The following is a 17,826-nucleotide window of genomic DNA, read 5'->3' as shown; positions in this document are numbered from 1 at the left end:
TTCCGGAACCTGGCGGACCAATCATTATAACATTATGACCCCCAGCTGCTGCTACTTCTAAAGCCCTTTTGGCATGTTCCTGACCTTTGACCTCAGCAAAATCTATTTGGTTATCATTACTATGGGTGAAGATATCGTCGGTGTTAACTAATACTGGTTCTAGAGAAATTTTTCCATTTAAAAATTCAACTACCTCGTAAAGTGAGCCAGTAGTGAATACATCTAATTGTTTAATGATTCCTGCCTCTTTTGCATTTGCTGGTGGGACTATTAATTTCTTTTTACCTAATTTTTTAGCCGTTAAGGCAATAGGAAGTACTCCACTCACTGGTTTAATGCTTCCATCTAAAGATAATTCACCTATAATTAGATAATTATCTAATAGATTTGAATTAATTTGTCCACTGGCAGCTAAGATACCTAAAGCAATGGGTAAATCAAAAACAGGACCCTCTTTTTTGATATCTGCTGGAGCAAGATTTACGGTGATTCTTTGTAAAGGAAATTCAAATTCAGAATTTTTTATAGCAGAACGAACTCTTTCTCGAGATTCTTGAACTGCTGTATCAGGTAATCCTACAATATTGAATAAAGGTAATCCTGGATGAATATCAACCTCGACTTCTACTATAAAAGCATCTACTCCAAATATGGTCGCACTGTATAGTTTAGATAACAAAAAAACACCTACTTTTATCGTATATATTATTAATTAAAAGGATTATTATTACTATCCAGATAGAAGGCATTCTTAATATGTTTTATATCTTTTATAGTTTTAGAGTTAGAGATCTTAATCAATATTACATCAAATCGAGAATTTATTTGCCAAAGATGGTATTTAGCTAAATAATTTAAAGCATTTTTAATTATTTTTTTTTGCTTAATAAAATTTACTGCTTCTCCAGGATAGCCAAATTTGTCAGAGCATCTAGTTTTAACTTCAACAAAGATAATATTATTCTTGTATTCACTAATAATATCTATTTCACCTAAAAAAGTACGGTAGTTTATTTCTCTAATTCTATATCCCTTTGCTTTTAAATATTTAGAAGCTGCTTCTTCACCGATTTTCCCTATATTGCTCATTTTTAAATAATAAATCCTAACCCATTTCTAATCTATCATTATAGCTATATCGTAATTACCCGATTATAAGATTTTCTATGTATTTCTACAAAACCATATTTTTTTAATGCTTTTATATGTTCTTCTGTTCCATAACCTTTATTTTTTTTAAAATAATATTGGGGATATTTTTGGTCGTATTTAATCATTATATTGTCTCTATAAACCTTAGCAATTATGGAAGCAGCAGCAATTGATATACTTTTATCTTCTCCTTTAATCAGTGGTAATTGGAAAATTTTTAGATGAGGAATTTTAAAGCCATCTACTAATAAATAATCAGGCACTTTTCTCAAATTTAAAACAGCTTTTTTCATTGCCAAGAAAGAAGCTTGAGCAATATTTATTCTATCAATGATTTCAGCTTCTACAATTCCAATCCCTATATCTTTCGCTTTATTTAAGATAGAATAATATAATTCGGTTCTTTTTTTCGAAGTTAATTTTTTAGAATCCTTGATATAAGGAATAAATAATTGACTGGGCAAAATTACTGCAGCAGCAACTACTGGTCCAGCTAATGAACCTCTGCCTGCTTCATCTATACCAGCAATCAGAGAATAACCTTTATTTATTAATCTATTTTCATAGCTATAAAGATTATAAACCCTTATTATCTCTGAATATAGTTTTTCTATTTTCTTCTGGTAATTATAAATAATTGATTCTGTTCTTTTTATTGTTCTATTCTTCCTTGTCTTGAATTATATTTCATGATCTTTTTTCTTTAACTGTGCTGCTCTTTCCGACTCTATTTCTCAGGTAATATAATTTTGCTCTTCTGGTTTTTCCTTTTTTTAAAACTACTATTTTTGCAATATTTGGTGAATGTAGTTGAAATATTTTTTCTACCCCAACACCTTTAGATACTTTTCTTACTGTAAATGTTTCCTTACTTCCACTATGTTTTTTAGCTATTACTATTCCTTTAAAAATCTGTACACGTTCTTTTGTACCTTCAATAATTTTTTGATATATTTCTACTGTATCACCAGGTGCAAATACGCTATTTTCTTTTTTTAACTGTTCTTCTTCCAATTGTTTAATGTAATCTGGCATATCATATCTTCCTTCCTAGTTATTTTTCAAGATATTCAAGGGGAATTCTTCCCCTTGAATATCTTGTCTTTAATATTCTTCATAATAATAAATCATATTCCTTATTTAAGGTATAGGAATTATTAAAATTCCTATACCTTAAATAATTATACTTTCCATATAAGTACTAATCTTCTTTTAAATTATTCTCTATTTCTTTGAGTAAACCTATTTCAGCTTTAGACAATTTTTTATTTACAAAAATTTCAGGCCTTCTAATTAAAGTTCTTAAAAAAGACTGCTTTTCTCTCCATTTCTCAATTTCTTTGTGGTTTCCTGAGAGTAATATTTCGGGAACTTTTAATCCTTTATACTGATCTGGTCTAGTATAATGTGGAAAATCAAGGGATCCATTATAAAAAGAATCATTAATCATAGATTCTTCTTTCCCTAAAACTCCAGGAATCATTCTAGATATTACATCTACCATCAACATAGCTGGTAATTCTCCCCCAGTAACCACAAAATTACCAATGGATATTTCTTCTGACTTTAGAAACTGAGGTATTCGTTCATCTATACCTTCATATCGACCACAAATAATTAATAATCTTTTTTCTTTCGATAATTTTTTAGCCATTTCTTGGTTAAATATCTTTCCTTGTGCAGAAGTAATTATAATCTTTAAAGGTAAAGAAAGTTCATTATTTTTTTTTATCATTTCCACAGCATCACAAATTGGTTGAGGTTTTAAAACCATGCCAGGTCCTCCACCATAAGAGTAATCATCTACAGTTTTATGTTTATCTATGGCAAAATCCCTAAGGTCAATTAGATTTATTTTTATTAAACCTTTTTCTTGAGCTCTCTTTAATATACTTTCGGAAAAAGGACCTATAAACATATTCGGAAAAATAGTTAATATATTAATTTCTAAATAATTATTGGTCATATTAATCCATCCAATACCTTTATAGTAATTCTCTTTTTTTGTAAATCAATATTCTTTACCACTTCTCGAATAGCTGGTATAAATAGTTCTCTTTTATCCTTATTTTTAACTATATATACATCATTACTTCCGGTGCTTATTATATTTTCTACTTTTCCTAGAAAATCATCTTTATCAGTGTATACTTCGAGACCAATTATTTCAAATATAAAATAAGTATCTTTTGATAATTTTATAGCATTTATTTTTTCAACTTCCAGAAAAGAACCCACTATCATTTTGGCTTTTTCAATACTTTCTATTTCTGCTAATTTTAAAATAATGGTATTTTTATTAATCCTTAGTTTATTTATTTTTAATATTTTTCTATTATTACCCTTTCTTATAAAAACACTGTTTAATTCCTTAAATCTATTGGCTGAATTAGTAAAAGGAATAACTTTTATTTCTCCTTTATTTCCTTGGGTAGAAATCACCTTACCAATTATAATAAATTCCTCATTCAATAAAATTACTCCCTTAGGTATAAAAAAATTTAATTAATAATTTCGATAATTACTCGCTTATTATCTTTTTGTGCTGCTGCATTTATAATAGTTCTAATTGATTTTATATTTCTACCTTGCCTTCCAATTACCTTGCCTAGATCATCAGGGTCAACTTTTACTTCAAATATCAATGTCTTTTCACCAACAACTTGGCTTATCTCTATTTTATCTGGTTTATCTACTATACCTTTTATTATTAATTCAATAAGTTCTTTCAAGGTTATCTCCTAATAATTTTATCTATTTTTTTGATATTCCTTCTTTCTTAAATAAATTTTTAACCGTCTCTGAAAGTTGAGCACCTTTTTCAATCCATTTTAAACTTGCTTCTTTATCAACTTTAAAAATATACGGGTCAGAAATTGGTTGGTAATATCCTAACTGTTCAATAAATCTTCCATCACGGGGCTTCCTCGAATCAATTACTACTACTTTGTAGGAAGGTTTCTTCTTACCACCTTCTCTTCTAAGTTTAATTTTTACTGACATTTGTTTTTCCTCCATTCTATTATTTACATTTTTTATTCCTTATCTTTTGTGGGCACGATGCATCGTGCCCCTACTTCATTTTTTTATAATTATACTTTGTATTCTTTTTTCTTTACACAATGCTAATGACTATTCACTATTCGCTAACGACTAATTTAATTAAAAGATAAATTTTTTATTTTTGAGCCTTTTTTAAATACCTCTTTTATTTGATAAAACTGTTTTAACAATCTATTTACTTCAAATATTTGTGTTCCACTCCCTCTAGCTATTCTTTTCCTTCTACTTCCGTTAATTAGATAAGGGTTTTCTCTTTCTTCAATAGTCATAGAACTTATAATGGCTTCAATTTTTATTAATTCACTATCTTTATTTTCTAATTTTTCAAGATTTATATTATTTTTTATATTACTAAATCCTGGAATCATATCCATAATCTGATTTATGGAACCAATATTTTTCATTTTTTTTAATTGAAAATAAAAATCATTTAAATCATAATTATGATTCTTTATTTTTTTATCTATTTTTTTTAATTCATTTTCATTATAAACGTTTTCGACTTTTTCTATTAGAGTTAATACATCACCCATTCCTAATATCCGGGAAGCCATTCTTTCTGGGTAAAAAACTTGAAAATTGTTAACCTTTTCACCTATTCCAATAAATTTAATAGGTACTCCTAATACTTTTTTTAAAGATAAGGCAACTCCTCCTCGAGCATCACCATCCAATTTAGTTAAAACAATACCATTTACTTTGATTTTATCACAAAATACTTTAGCTGAATTTATGGCATCTTGTCCAGACATCGCATCAACTATTAATAGTTTTTCTTGAAGGAGAATACTTTTATTAATTTCTTGTAATTCATTCATCAATTTTTCATCTAGATGCAATCTTCCAGCTGTATCAACAATTAATATATCGTAATTCATTTTTAATGAATACTTTATTGCTGCTTGAATAATATTTACTGCATTTTCAGTTTTTCCCATAGAAAAAACTGGTAGATTACATTTTTCACTTAATGCTTGCAATTGTTCAACAGCTGCGGGTCTATATACATCAGTTGCTATTAAAAGTGGCTGGTGGCCCTTTTCCCTTAAATAATAAGCTAATTTTACACTTGTACTTGTTTTACCACTCCCCTGTAATCCTACTAACAATATTATGGTAGGAGGGATAGAATTTATTTTTATATCACTTTGCGTAGAACCTAATATTTTGGTTATCTCTTTATTTACAATTTTTATAATTTGTTGAGTAGGTGTTAAACTTTCGGATATTTTTTCCTGTTGTATCTCATTATATAAACTATCCATAAATTCTTTTACTACTTTATAATTTACATCAGCTTCTAGTAAGGCAATACGAATATCATGAAGACAATTTTTTATATCATTTTCATTTAATTTTCCCTTATTTCTGATTTTATTAAATATGGTTTGAAATTTATTAGTTAAATTAACAAACATAAAAAAACTCCTCTTAATATTAGTAGTTCATCTATTCATATCTATTCGGTTAAAATGCCTTTATAAGTATATAGAAAATCATCTTTAGTGTCAATCAAGAAGAGCTTCAATAAATTTATTCGTCTCAAAATCGTATAAATTATTTAATTTTTCTCCCCAACTAATTAGTTTAACCGGGATATTTAATTCTTTCTTTATGGCAATTACTATCCCCCCTTTGGCTGTTCCATCCATTTTAGTAAGAACAATTCCGGTTACCCCTAAAGATTTTTTAAAAGATTTTGCTTGCTCTATAGTATTTTGCCCCATCGTAGCATCTATTGTTTGCAATATCTCTAAAGAAAAATTATCGGCCTCTTTTTGAATTACTCTTTTTACTTTTTCTAATTCATTCATTAAATTTATTTTGGTATGAAGTCGACCAGCAGTATCAATGAGAATTATATTTTTCCCCCTGGCCTTAGCTGCATTGATACCATCATATACTACGGAAGCTGGATCAGCACCTTCTTTGGTATTTATCATCTCCACTCCTGCTTGATCAGCTAAAATCTTCAGTTGCTGTATTGCTGCTGCCCTAAATGTATCTGCAGGAACTAATAAAATATTTTCATTTTTATTTTTTAGTCTATAAGCAATCTTTCCCGTTACCGAAGTTTTTCCTGAACCATTTACTCCCACTATCATTATTATATTTAATCCATTTTTTATAATATTAATTTCTGAAGGGGGTGAATTTAAAATATTTATCAAGAAATATTTTAGTTTTTCTTTAAAAAAAATAAAGTCATTTTCTTGGTATTCTCTCAAATCAATTTTATTAAATTTACTTATTATCTCTAAGGTAGCAGAGGTCCCTAAATCAGATAAAATTAATAATTCCTCTAATCTCTCTAAAAAATCTGATTTATTTTGTGAATGGCTAAATATAAAATTTAATTTATTAACTAATTCTTCTCTCGATTTACTTAGTCCTTTTTTAAATTGATACAATATATTACTAAAATTCATTATTTTTCGACATTTCCTTTTATTTATTTTAAAATTTCACTGAAACTAATTTGGAAATACCTGATTCTTCCATCGTTATACCATATAATGTATCCGCTGCTTCCATTGTACTTTTCTGATGAGTAATAATAATCAATTGCGACTTATTTAAATCCTCTCCTTTTAACAGAGAGGCAAGTTTTTCAGCATTTATTTCGTCTAAGGATGTATCTATTTCATCAAAAAAGCAAAAAGGACTAGGATTTACTTTCCATAAGGCAAATAAAAGTGCTATAGCAGTTAATGCTTTTTCGCCAGAAGATAGTAATTCAATATTTTGCATTTTCTTCTCCGGAGGATGAGCAATTATATCTATCTCTGATTGTAAAATATTTTTATTGAAATTAAGAATTAAATCTCCTTCTCCGCCAGAAAATATTTTCTTGAATATTTCATTAAAATATAATCTTACTCTATTGAATGTTTCTTTAAATCTTTCCATAGCAATTTGGTCTATTTCTGAAATTAATATTTTCAAATATTTTTTTGCCTCACCTATTTTGTTATATTTTTCACTTAACAAATTATAGCGCTGCAATTGATTATTATATTTACTTTCGGCATCAAAATTTATTTGACCCATTTTTAATATATCTTCCCTTAAAATATCTACCTGTTGGTTAGCTTCTTTTTGGGAAGTGGATACATTTTTATAGAATTGCAATTTTTCCAGGGGTAAATTGTAATTTTTATTTACTTCTTTTTCTAGATTATCGTATTTTTCTTGATATTGAACTTTTAATATTTCTTCTTTATGCTGTTTATCCTTAATTAGTTCATTCAGTTTCTGTTGGTTATTTTTTTCTGGTAAGGTACTTTTTAATAAATTAGATTTATTTTGTACGGTTATTTTTATCTGTTCTATTTTTTTTAGACTTAAAGTATTACTTTTGCTTTGATTATCTATTTGTACACTAAATTCTTCTATATTTTTTGACATTTTAATTAGGTTTTTGGTATATTCTTCTATAAGATTTTTCTTTTCTTCCCATTCGAGTAGATATTCATTCTTATAAGAAGAAACATCTTCTTTTTTTTCACTTAGGTTAATTAATTTTTCTTTATTTATTAAAATAAGGCTTTTTACATCATTAATATTTTTTATAATATTGTTTATATGATTATCTCTTTTATTAATAATTATACTAATATTTTGCATCAGATTTTTAATATTTATTTTATATTCAGAAATAGTATTATGATCTTTTTTAAAGGTATAACACTTCTTAAGAATATTTCTTTTTTCTTCTAAAATATTTTTTTCCTCATTTAAAATATCTTTTAAATTATCTTTCAATTTATGGATAGCCAATACTATTTCATTCAAATTGTTTATACTATCAGCATTTTCTTTTTCATTTTGTTGTAATAACTTTTTAATTTTATTATTTTCTTCTAACCAAGAATTATAAATATTATTATATTTTTCTATATAATTTTTATTTTTTATAATTTGAGTATGGAGATCTTCTATCTCTTCATCTAATTTTTTGATCTCTTTTTCTAGATAGAAAATATTTTCTTGACCATTCATCGAATTTAAGTAAATACTTACTGATCCATCCAAATCTATTACCATACCGTCTAAGGAAATTATTTTATAAATCCCTAAATATTCTTTAGAAAAATTAAGAGCGCTCTGGATATCTTTAACTATTAAAACGTGGCCTAATAAAACTTTAAATAGTTCTTGATATTCTTGAGAATAAGTTATTATTTGATCAGCAAAACCATAAATATTTTCATCGCTAATTTTTATTTGGTTATTAGAAAATATTTTTGTCTTTTTTATTAAATCTAATGAAATTAGCTTAATTTCATTTAATTCATTTTTGGATAATAAACTGATAATATTAAGGGCTGTAGATATATTACTTACTACAATAGAGTTTAAGCTCTCCTTTAAAGCAATCTCTATTACTTTCTCGTATTTAGAGGGTATCTGATCAATAATTTTTATAAGTTTCTTACAAATATTATTTGGATATTCTTGACTGTATTTGAAACAAAACATTTCAATTTTATTATCATTTTTTAATATATTATTATCCAGTATTTTTTTTAAAATATCCCTTCTTTCTTCTTTTAATTTAACAGATTGTTTATCCTTTTCCAGATCTAATTGTATTTTTTTTAAATTATTTTCAATTTCTTTTATTTTATCCTCGTTTAATTTCTGTTGAATTCCCTTTATATTTCTACTTTTCTTTATGGTTACATTTCTAAAATCATTTTCCTTCATTATTAGAACTTTTAATTGGTTTTCTAAAAATTTCTTTTTTTCCTTAATTTTTTCTAAATTTATATTTATAACCTTTAAAGTAGTTTCATATTTTATTTTTTTTTCCTTTAAAAATGATTCTTTTTCAGATAAATTTTTTAATATTTTTTTAAAATTGTTATTTAATAAATTAATTGAATTAATAAATTTCGTTTTCTTTATATATTCTCTATTTAAATAATTTAATTTATTATTAAAATCTTCTAATTTTTGGTTTATTTCCAAAACACTTAAATTTACTTTTTCTTTATTTTGATTACTAGTAGATATTTTTTGGCTAATATTTTTAACTTCTTTCTTTAAATATATTAATCTTTTTTCAAGATCAATCTTTTTTTGAGCTATTAAATCTAATTTATTTTGATATAATTTGTTTCTATTATTTATTTCATAATTTTCATCTTTATACTTTTCTTGTTCTCTATTTAATTTCATTAAATCTATATTTAAGGCATTAATCGCTAATTCTTTTTCTTCAATTTTCTTTATAATTTCACATTTATCTTGTTTGTATTTCTCTATTATTTTATTAATTTTGGATAGATTTGTTCTATATAAATCATATTTTTGATAGATTAAAAAAAGTTCTAAATCTCTAATCTTTTCTTGACCTATTTTATAGTTTTTTAAATGTTTCGCTTCCTCTTCTAAAATTACTAATTGATTTTTAATTTCTGAAATTATATTAAAAACTTTATCCAAATTGTTATGAATTTCCTCAATATTTTTTAATATTTTTTCCTTCTCATATTTGTATTTGGAAATAGACGCAGCTTCTTCAAATAAATAACCTCGATCAGATGGTTTTGCACTTAAAATAAAATCAATTTCTCCTTGAGCAACAATAGAATAAGCATTTTTACTTAACCCGGTGTTCATAAATATTTCTTGAATATCTTTTAATTTACAAGGAAATCCATTTATAAAATTTTCAGTTTCACCAGAACGATAAATCCTTCTTTTAATATTTATTTCTTCCCAAACCACCGGAAGAATCTTTTCTGAATTATTTAAAGTTAAAGAAACTTCTGCCATATTTAAAGGTTTTTCTTTATGGTTTCCCGAAAAAACAATATCTATTAACTGCTTTCCTCGTAAAGACCTAATATTTTGCTCACCTAATACCCATCTAATTGCATCGGTAATATTGCTCTTTCCACATCCATTTGGGCCAACTATTGCTGTGATACCAGAATTAAATGATAATTTTGTTCTTTTTGCAAAAGATTTAAATCCATAAATTTCAAGTTCTTTAAGAAACAATTTTTCTCCTTAATCCATTATCTTTAATTTTTTCAAAGCATTCTGTGCTGCTTGTTGTTCTGCTTCTTTTTTATTATCACCCAAACCAATTCCATAAGCTATTTCCTTTAACCTTACTTCAATACAAAATTTTTTCTTATGGTCTGGTCCTTTTTCTTTAAGTAAGTAGTATTCGGGTAAACACTTCATCTCTTTTTGAGAAATTTCTTGTAATAAAGTTTTGTAATCTTCTATATAATTACCACTTTCAATAGTTTTTATTTCTTCATTTAAAAATGATAAAATATATTTTTTAACTTTTTTAAAGCCACTATCTAAAAATATTGCTCCTAATAGAGCTTCAAAGCAACTTGAAAGAATAGATGATTTCTTTCTTCCCCCAGTTAAATCTTCCCCTTTTCCCAAGATAATATATTTTCCTAAAGAAATACTATTAGCCCACTTAGCCAGGGTAGGCTTACTTACAATGATTGATTTAATTTTAGTTAGTTTACCTTCCGAAAAAGATAATAATTTTAAATAAAGATATTCAGTAACAATTAATTCTAAAACAGAATCACCTAAAAATTCTAATCTTTCATTATTTGTTATTTTATCATTTAAATTATTATTATTAAATGAAGAATGAGTTAATGCTTCTTTAAGAATGGTTTTCTTTTTAAATTTATAACTTAATTTGTTTTTAAAATCTGTTAATAAAGAATCTTTTTCTTTTTTCAATATTACTATACTACCTTTTAACTATAATTAATTGGATATCCGTCTATCTAATAGTAACTCAACACTCAAAACCTGTGATAGTTTATTGGAGTTAATAGTTTTTAGTTATTGGTTTTAATTATCGCTATACAGCTAAAAGCTTAAAGCTAAAAGCGAAAAACTATAATTCAAAACTCAAAACTTTTTTCTCAGCATTAGATTCTAAGCTCTGTTTTTTTACTTCTTTAGTTTTTCATTTTTGCAATATAGCATGCGAGATAAGATAGATGAAACTTAATATATGATACTACATATTTAAATTTTAATTTTTAAGCTATGGTTTTACATTTTACGCTTTTCGTTTTTCGCTATATACTATTCACTATTCCTTAACGACTAATTATGGCATATTATTTTTATATTTGCCTAAAACAATTACACCATTATGCCCACCAAATCCAAATGAATTGGAGATAGCATAATTAACAATTTTCCTTTCACTCTTATTGGGAACATAATCTAAGTCACATTCTGGATCTGGAGAGTTATAATTTATGGTGGGAGGAATAATATCCTCTTTTATAGTAAGGGCAGTAGCAATTGCTTCTACTCCTCCACTTGCTCCTAATAAATGACCAATCATTGATTTATTAGAGCTAATTTTTAAGTTATAAGCATGGTTACCAAATACTTTTTTAATAGCTAATGTTTCTAATTTATCATTTAATGGTGTTGAAGTTCCATGAGCATTAATATAGTCAATCTGGGAAGGCTCTATTTTTGCATCTGCTAAGGCAATTTCCATTGCCTTAGCAGCTCCTTCAGCATCAGGTGCAGGAGCAGTAATGTGATAAGCATCAGCAGTCATGCCAATACCTAATATTTCAGCATAGATGTTAGCATTTCTCTCTTTTGCATGTTGTAGAGTTTCTAAGACTAAAATTCCTGAACCTTCTGCTATGACGAAGCCATCTCTCTCTTTATCAAAAGGCTTAGAAGAATAATTTGGGTGATCATTTTGAGTAGATAATGCTCTCATTTTGCAAAATCCAGCTAAGGACATTGGTGTAATTGCAGCTTCTGTACCTCCACTAATAATTACCTGAGCATTTCCTTGTTGTAAAAGCTTAAAGGCTATTCCAAGAGCATGAGTTGCAGAGGCACAAGCAGTAGTAATAACTCCATTAGGTCCTTTTGCTCCAATTTTTATAGCTATTTCACCTGCAGAAATACTAGAAATCATCATAGGTATAAAGAAAGGGCTCACTCTTTTGGGTCCTTTTTCTAATAATATTTTATGTTGCTCTTCAAAAGTTTCTATACCGCCTATACCTGAACCTATTATAACTCCTATTAAATAAGGATTTTCTTCAGTAATTTTTAATTTAGAGTCTTCTAGAGCTAACCTAGTAGCAACAATTGAAAATTGAGTACTTTTATCCATTCTATTTACTTCTTTTTGGGAAATATAACCTGTAGGATCAAAATTTTTAATTTCTCCAGCTATTTTAGTAGGATACTCTGAGGTATCAAAATAACTTATCTTGGTAATTCCGGATTTTCCCTGGATTAATGATTGCCAAAATTCTTCTTTCCCAATTCCTATAGGTGTAACCAAACCTAAGCCTGTAATTACTACTCTATTCATCGTAAATTATTTACCTTCCTTAAAATTTTAATCAAAATGTATTTTTTAAATAAGGGTCGGGATAAACCGACCCTTATTTAAAAAACAATGTGCCCCTACATTACCATTCCCCGATCAGGTCGAGGACAGGTTTGTTTACTTTTTGGGTTACAATCATATTATTTATTTAAGTATTTTGTTGCATCTCCAACGGTCTTAATTTTTTCCGCATCTTCATCTGGAATTTCAACATCAAATTCTTCTTCAAAAGCCATTATCAACTCAACTATATCTAAGGAATCTGCTCCCAGATCATCAACAAAGGAAGACTCTTCAGTAATTTTGCTGGCATCGATTCCTAATTGATCAATAATAATTTTTTTTACTCTGTCTATAACTTCCATTTTAAATTTTTCACCTCCTCTCACATTACCATACCGCCATCGACATTAATAACTTGCCCTGTAATATAATTTGCGTTATCAGAAACTAAAAAATATACCACTTTAGCAATGTCTTTAACAGTACCCAATCTTTTTAAAGGAATTTGTTGTTGAAGATCTTTTATAACTTTTTCAGATAATCTTTTAGTCATATCTGTCTCAATAAATCCAGGAGCAATAGCATTTACATTTATATTTCTTAAAGCAAGTTCTTTGGCTATTGATTTAGTAAGCCCTATTATTCCCGCTTTTGAAGCGGCATAATTAGCCTGTCCAATATTTCCCACCAATCCAATAACTGATGATATATTTACAATTTTACCGCCGCTCTTTTGTCTCAGCATATATTTTGCCACCGTCTTGGAACAATTAAAAGTACCTTTTAGATTGATATTTATTACCGTATCCCAGTCCTCTTCTTTCATTCTTATCAAGAGAGAGTCGCGGATAATACCAGCGTTGTTTACTAAAATATCTATCTTCCCGAATTTATTTATAATCTCTTTTACCATACTCTCAACTTCTTTAAATATAGTTATATCGGCTCTTATCCCAATTGCCTGATCACCACTTTTTCTGATTTCCTCTAAAGTTTTATCAATTTCATTTTTTGGTAAAATATCATTAATAACTATTTTCGCTCCGTGATTGGCCAATTCTAAAGCAATGGCCTTCCCTATTCCCCGAGCTGATCCAGTAATCAAAGCAACCTTCCCGAATAGCTCCATTTTATATGACCTCCTTCATTTTTTCAACTACATTTTTTAATGAATTTGAATCAAATACATTAAATATTTTGGCTTCTGGAATAATTTGCTTAATTAATTCTTTTAAAACTTTACCTGGGCCTACCTCTATAAAATAATTAATACCTTCGGAATTCATTTTTTTTATGGAATCAACCCACCTTACCGGATGATCCATTTGCTCAATTAAAGATAGTTTAATTTCTTCTTTTTTTCTGGCATACTCTGCATTAACATTACAAATTATCGGTATTTGAGGATTTTGGATATCTATCCTTTCCAAATATTTTGCTAAATTTACTTTTGCCAATTTCATTAACGATGAATGAAAAGGAGCACTCACTTTTAGAGGTATTGCTTTTGCCCCTTTTTGCTTAACTAATAGGGATAATTTTTCTAATGGTTTAATTTCACCCGAAACTACAATTTGAGTTGGAGAATTATAATTGGTAATTTCTACTATTCCTAAATTACTTATTTCTTTAAATAATTTACTTATCTCCTCTTCCTTTAAGCCAAGAATAGCTAACATTGAACCAGTTCCTATTGGAGTGGCACTCTGCATATATTCGCCTCTTTTTCTCACTAATTTCACTGCCTCTTTAAACTTAATAGAACGATTAGCTACTAAGGCTGTATATTCTCCCAAACTATGTCCTGCGACTACAGAAGGTTTAATATCATATTTTTTTAGTAATTCGAATAATATTGTACTAACAGTTAAAATTGCTGGTTGAGCATTAATAGTATTTTTTAATTCTTCTTCTGGTCCTTCGAAACATAATTTACTAATGTTAACCTCTTCCTCTTTTAAAGCTAAATTAGCTTCTTTAAAAAATATTTTTGCTTCTTCATAATTTTCTATTAAATCTTTCCCCATTCCTACTTTTTGAGAGCCTTGGCCTGGAAAAACAAAAGCAATCTTTTCCATTGTTTTCTCCTTGAATATATATTAGGGAAAATATTTTTAATCTTCAATAAATTTTATTTATTCCATCTAAAAACAATAGATCCATAAGTAAGACCTGCGCCAAATGAAGTTAATACCACAATATTGTTATTTTTTATTTTGCCTTCTTTAACTGCCTCATCAAGAGCTATGGCTACAGATGCAGCAGAAGTATTTCCGTATTTATCTAAATTTATAAAAACTTTATCTTTTTTTATTCCTAAAACTTTTAAAACAACCAAAATAATCCTAATATTAGCTTGATGTGGAATGAAGCAATCCACATCTTTCACTGAAAGATTGCATTTTTCTAAGGCTTTTATAGTTGACCTTTTCATACTTTTAACTGCATTTTTAAATACTTCATTTCCTTTCATTTTAACATAATGCATTCTCTTTTCTATAGTCTCGTGGGAAGCAGGATTTTTAGAAAGCCCTGCTGGCAACATAATCATATCTGCTTTTGAACCATCTCCTCCTAAATAACCCGAAAGAATTCCTTTTTCTTCCTTAGCTTTTAAAATAACTGCTCCTGCTCCATCGCCAAAAAGCACGCAAGTATTTCTATCCGTCCAATCCACAAATTTGGATAGTGTTTCTGCCCCGATTATTAGGGCATTATTATAAAAACCGGCAGAAATGAATTGCCAAGCGACAATTAAAGCATAAACAAAACCAGTGCAACCTGCTTGCAGATCAAAAGTTGCAGCATTTACAGCTTTGATTTTCTCTTGTACTAAACAAGCAGTAGCTGGGAAAACCATATCTGGTGAGTTAGTAGCTACAATAATTAAATCAATTTCCTTAGGCTCAATATTTGCATCTTTTAAGGCTTTTAAAGCCGCTTTAGAAGATAAGTCTGAGGTAGTTTCATTATCTTCAGCTAAATGACGCTCAGAGATACCAGTACGAGCGATAATCCATTCATTACTTGTATCTACTATTTTTTCTAAATCATCATTAGTCAAGACTTTTTTTGGAATATAAGAACCTGTACCAATTATTTTTACATTTCTACAATTTTTAATCAATTATTATATTCTCCTCTTTTATTTAATCAACAGTATATTTTTGTATCTAGGTCTCTTTCAGGTGCTCAAGTATATTAGAATCTACAAATTTACCAGCATTAATTATTGCATTGGAGATTGCCTTTGATTTAGATCGGCCGTGGCATATAAAGCACAACCCATTTACTCCTAATAGTGGTAATCCTCCATATTCTGTATAATCAGTCCTTTTTACCAATTCCATAAATTTTTGCTTTAGTTGATCCATTTCTTGATTTTGCGGGAGTTGGCTAATAACTTTCTTATTGATTTCTATTAAAAGCATCTTGGCTAATCCTTCAGAAAATTTTAATAGAATATTACCGGTAAATCCGTCACAAACTACTACATCGACAACCCCCTCAAAAACATCTTTACCTTCAATATTCCCTATAAAATTGATATTAGCATTATTCATTATTTTATAAGCACTTTGAGCAAATTTATTCCCTTTACTTTCTTCTTCACCTATATTTAGCAAGCCGATTTTTGGATCTTTTATGTTTAAAAGATATTTAGCATATTTACTTCCTATGAAAGCAAATTGAAGTAGATGTTCTGGCTTACAATCCACATTTGCACCAACATCTAATATTACTACTTTTCCTTTTATTGCAGGTAAAACAGTAACAATAGCAGGACGACGTATTTTAGAAATGCATCCTAACTTTAATAAGGCAGCAGCCATAACCGCTCCGCTATTTCCAGCAGAAATAAAGGCATCAGCTGCACCAGTTTTTAATAGATCTATCCCTACTAGAATAGAAGATTCTTTTTTGGTGCGTAAAGCACTTAGGGGAAATTCTCCGGTGGTAATTGTATCTTTGCAGTTTATAATGGATAAATTATTATTTTTAAAATTATATTTTTTTAATTCTTCATAAATTCTTTTTTCCTCACCTAATAAAATAATCTCTAAATTTCGTTCTTTCAAAGATGAAATTGAACCTTTTACTATTTCTTCAGGAGCATAATCTCCTCCCATAGCATCAATAGCTATTTTCATTTAGACCTCCTTCTTTTTTACCTTATCGTTAAATGAAAAAATTACTAATTTCCCTGTAAACACTTCTTCATGATTAGATTTTACATGAACCGATACTAAATACTTATTTCCTTTTTTTTGAGCAACCCTTGCCTTGGCAACTAAAGTTTGCCCAGTATATACAGGTATTTTATATCTTAAACGAGCAATACCGGTTAAGGCTACTTTCGCATCAATAATTGAAATTGCTAATGAATCAGCTAAAGAAAATATATAATGGCTTCTAATTATTCCCGTTCTATTAAAGGCCATACTTTTTACAGTTTTTAAAATGGCAATACCACTCTTCCCTAACTCTATATCTATTAATTCTCCGATTATTTCATCTCTTTTTAAAGACTTTACTTGATCAGCTAAAGAAGTTTCTTTAGCAACTTTAATTATACGTTTTCTCATTTCGGGAATTCCCATTTCCAATCGATCTAATCGAATAGTTTGCACACTAAAATTAAATAATTCAGCAAGTTTCTTATCAGACAAAAATGGATCTCTTAAAATATATTCTTTTATCCTTCTTTGTCTTTCTATTTTATTTAAATTCTGAATCATCATTTTTCAGTCACCTATTTTATTAATCTTTAATAGTACCTATTATTAGTAACTATTAATTGTTAGTATACATTAACAATTTATAAAAATCAAGCGAATTTTTTAACCATAAAAAAATGTCATAATTTAAAAATTAGATTATGACATTTTCTATATTTAATATTTAAAAATATTAAAATTTATTTATTTTTTTCTTTTTTTAATAAAGAAGATATAACTGGTTTTCCATTATAATAACCACATTCAAGGCATGCTCTATGAGGTAATTTCATCTCATGACATCTTGGACATTCAACAAAAATTTTTTCATTTAAATTCCAGTGTGTTCTTCTTTTATTTTTTCTTGATTTAGATGTTCTTCTTTTTGGGCAGGGCACAATGTCTACCTCCTTTTGCCAGGATATAATTTAATATTTTAATAACTTTAAAAGTATATTATTTCTTAATAAAAAATGCAAATTATTTTTAATAAATGTAAAATAATTTATTTTT

The 17,826-nt window shown here is 27.7% G+C and carries 20 protein-coding genes; all 20 read right to left on the bottom strand.

The window, feature by feature from the left end; all coding sequences use genetic code 11:
* On the bottom strand, positions 1-679 hold a 679-nt coding region (locus COZ07_RS01670; protein WP_406606861.1), incomplete at its 3' end, for a magnesium chelatase domain-containing protein.
* A 29-nt stretch (positions 680-708) separates the two neighbouring features.
* On the bottom strand, positions 709-1,089 hold the full coding sequence (locus COZ07_RS01665) for a YraN family protein (RefSeq protein WP_406606860.1): 381 nt from the start codon (positions 1,087-1,089) through the stop codon (positions 709-711).
* A gap of 44 nt (positions 1,090-1,133) precedes the next feature.
* Positions 1,134-1,808, bottom strand: a complete 675-nt coding sequence (locus COZ07_RS01660; RefSeq protein WP_406606864.1) for a ribonuclease HII — start codon at positions 1,806-1,808, stop codon at positions 1,134-1,136.
* Between the two features lie 31 nt (positions 1,809-1,839).
* The gene (gene rplS / locus COZ07_RS01655) at positions 1,840-2,187 is read right to left on the bottom strand and encodes a 50S ribosomal protein L19 (RefSeq protein ID WP_406606859.1); all 348 of its coding nucleotides are present in this window, start codon (positions 2,185-2,187) and stop codon (positions 1,840-1,842) included.
* Between the two features lie 166 nt (positions 2,188-2,353).
* Positions 2,354-3,118: a tRNA (guanine(37)-N(1))-methyltransferase gene (trmD, locus tag COZ07_RS01650; RefSeq protein ID WP_406606858.1), complete on the bottom strand. Its 765-nt coding sequence runs from the start codon at positions 3,116-3,118 to the stop codon at positions 2,354-2,356.
* A complete protein-coding gene (gene rimM, locus COZ07_RS01645) occupies positions 3,115-3,624 on the bottom strand; it encodes a ribosome maturation factor RimM (protein WP_406606857.1) in 510 nt (169 codons plus the stop codon). The genes trmD and rimM overlap by 4 nt, the downstream gene beginning before the upstream one ends.
* Before the next feature lie 29 nt (positions 3,625-3,653).
* Entirely contained in the window at positions 3,654-3,884 is a 231-nt protein-coding gene (locus COZ07_RS01640; RefSeq protein WP_406606856.1) for a KH domain-containing protein, read from the bottom strand.
* Positions 3,885-3,906: 22 nt separating this feature from the next.
* Positions 3,907-4,155, bottom strand: a complete 249-nt coding sequence (gene rpsP / locus COZ07_RS01635) for a 30S ribosomal protein S16 (protein ID WP_406606863.1) — start codon at positions 4,153-4,155, stop codon at positions 3,907-3,909.
* 155 nt (positions 4,156-4,310) lie between these two features.
* Positions 4,311-5,633: a signal recognition particle protein gene (ffh, locus tag COZ07_RS01630; RefSeq protein WP_406606855.1), complete on the bottom strand. Its 1,323-nt coding sequence runs from the start codon at positions 5,631-5,633 to the stop codon at positions 4,311-4,313.
* A gap of 90 nt (positions 5,634-5,723) precedes the next feature.
* Entirely contained in the window at positions 5,724-6,644 is a 921-nt protein-coding gene (ftsY, locus tag COZ07_RS01625; protein WP_406606854.1) for a signaling recognition particle receptor family protein, read from the bottom strand.
* Between the two features lie 28 nt (positions 6,645-6,672).
* Positions 6,673-10,227: a chromosome segregation protein SMC gene (gene smc / locus COZ07_RS01620; RefSeq protein WP_406606853.1), complete on the bottom strand. Its 3,555-nt coding sequence runs from the start codon at positions 10,225-10,227 to the stop codon at positions 6,673-6,675.
* A 9-nt stretch (positions 10,228-10,236) separates the two neighbouring features.
* Entirely contained in the window at positions 10,237-10,947 is a 711-nt protein-coding gene (gene rnc / locus COZ07_RS01615) for a ribonuclease III family protein (protein WP_406606852.1), read from the bottom strand.
* Positions 10,948-11,326: 379 nt separating this feature from the next.
* Positions 11,327-12,574 carry a beta-ketoacyl-[acyl-carrier-protein] synthase II gene (gene fabF / locus COZ07_RS01610; protein WP_406606851.1) on the bottom strand — a complete coding sequence of 416 codons (1,248 nt, stop codon included), beginning with the start codon at positions 12,572-12,574 and terminating at the stop codon, positions 11,327-11,329.
* A 158-nt stretch (positions 12,575-12,732) separates the two neighbouring features.
* Positions 12,733-12,957 (bottom strand): acyl carrier protein, encoded by a 225-nt coding sequence (locus COZ07_RS01605; RefSeq protein ID WP_406606850.1) that lies wholly within the window; start codon positions 12,955-12,957, stop codon positions 12,733-12,735.
* Positions 12,958-12,977: 20 nt separating this feature from the next.
* The gene (gene fabG, locus COZ07_RS01600; protein ID WP_406606849.1) at positions 12,978-13,724 is read right to left on the bottom strand and encodes a 3-oxoacyl-ACP reductase family protein; all 747 of its coding nucleotides are present in this window, start codon (positions 13,722-13,724) and stop codon (positions 12,978-12,980) included.
* 1 nt (position 13,725) lies between these two features.
* Positions 13,726-14,673, bottom strand: coding sequence for an ACP S-malonyltransferase (gene fabD / locus COZ07_RS01595; RefSeq protein ID WP_406606848.1), 948 nt, complete (start codon positions 14,671-14,673; stop codon positions 13,726-13,728).
* A 53-nt stretch (positions 14,674-14,726) separates the two neighbouring features.
* Positions 14,727-15,719 (bottom strand): beta-ketoacyl-ACP synthase III, encoded by a 993-nt coding sequence (locus tag COZ07_RS01590; RefSeq protein WP_406606862.1) that lies wholly within the window; start codon positions 15,717-15,719, stop codon positions 14,727-14,729.
* A gap of 49 nt (positions 15,720-15,768) precedes the next feature.
* Positions 15,769-16,746 carry a phosphate acyltransferase gene (plsX, locus tag COZ07_RS01585; protein WP_406606847.1) on the bottom strand — a complete coding sequence of 326 codons (978 nt, stop codon included), beginning with the start codon at positions 16,744-16,746 and terminating at the stop codon, positions 15,769-15,771.
* Entirely contained in the window at positions 16,747-17,337 is a 591-nt protein-coding gene (fapR, locus tag COZ07_RS01580; protein ID WP_406606846.1) for a transcription factor FapR, read from the bottom strand. It lies immediately after the preceding gene.
* Between the two features lie 176 nt (positions 17,338-17,513).
* Positions 17,514-17,711 carry a bL32 family ribosomal protein gene (gene rpmF, locus COZ07_RS01575; protein ID WP_406606845.1) on the bottom strand — a complete coding sequence of 66 codons (198 nt, stop codon included), beginning with the start codon at positions 17,709-17,711 and terminating at the stop codon, positions 17,514-17,516.
* Positions 17,712-17,826 lie beyond the last annotated feature (115 nt).

This window comes from Candidatus Infernicultor aquiphilus (genome assembly GCF_002784285.1).
In the GTDB taxonomy this organism is placed as follows: domain Bacteria; phylum Atribacterota; class Phoenicimicrobiia; order Phoenicimicrobiales; family Phoenicimicrobiaceae; genus Infernicultor; species Infernicultor aquiphilus.
The sequence above is the reverse complement of the archived record's forward strand: the minus strand, read 5'-3'. Positions and strand labels throughout refer to the sequence as shown.

Bases quoted from the DNA above. Each gene is read 5' to 3' on its own strand.
- ftsY (WP_406606854.1), bottom strand. From the start codon at position 6,644: ATGAATTTTAGTAATATATTGTATCAATTTAAAAAAGGACTAAGTAAA.
- plsX (WP_406606847.1), bottom strand. From the start codon at position 16,746: ATGAAAATAGCTATTGATGCTATGGGAGGAGATTATGCTCCTGAAGAA.
- fapR (WP_406606846.1), bottom strand. From the start codon at position 17,337: ATGATGATTCAGAATTTAAATAAAATAGAAAGACAAAGAAGGATAAAA.
- fabF (WP_406606851.1), bottom strand. From the start codon at position 12,574: ATGAATAGAGTAGTAATTACAGGCTTAGGTTTGGTTACACCTATAGGA.
- COZ07_RS01605 (WP_406606850.1), bottom strand. From the start codon at position 12,957: ATGGAAGTTATAGACAGAGTAAAAAAAATTATTATTGATCAATTAGGA.
- trmD (WP_406606858.1), bottom strand. From the start codon at position 3,118: ATGACCAATAATTATTTAGAAATTAATATATTAACTATTTTTCCGAAT.
- rplS (WP_406606859.1), bottom strand. From the start codon at position 2,187: ATGCCAGATTACATTAAACAATTGGAAGAAGAACAGTTAAAAAAAGAA.
- fabG (WP_406606849.1), bottom strand. From the start codon at position 13,724: ATGGAGCTATTCGGGAAGGTTGCTTTGATTACTGGATCAGCTCGGGGA.
- COZ07_RS01665 (WP_406606860.1), bottom strand. From the start codon at position 1,089: ATGAGCAATATAGGGAAAATCGGTGAAGAAGCAGCTTCTAAATATTTA.
- ffh (WP_406606855.1), bottom strand. From the start codon at position 5,633: ATGTTTGTTAATTTAACTAATAAATTTCAAACCATATTTAATAAAATC.
- fabD (WP_406606848.1), bottom strand. From the start codon at position 14,673: ATGGAAAAGATTGCTTTTGTTTTTCCAGGCCAAGGCTCTCAAAAAGTA.
- rpsP (WP_406606863.1), bottom strand. From the start codon at position 4,155: ATGTCAGTAAAAATTAAACTTAGAAGAGAAGGTGGTAAGAAGAAACCT.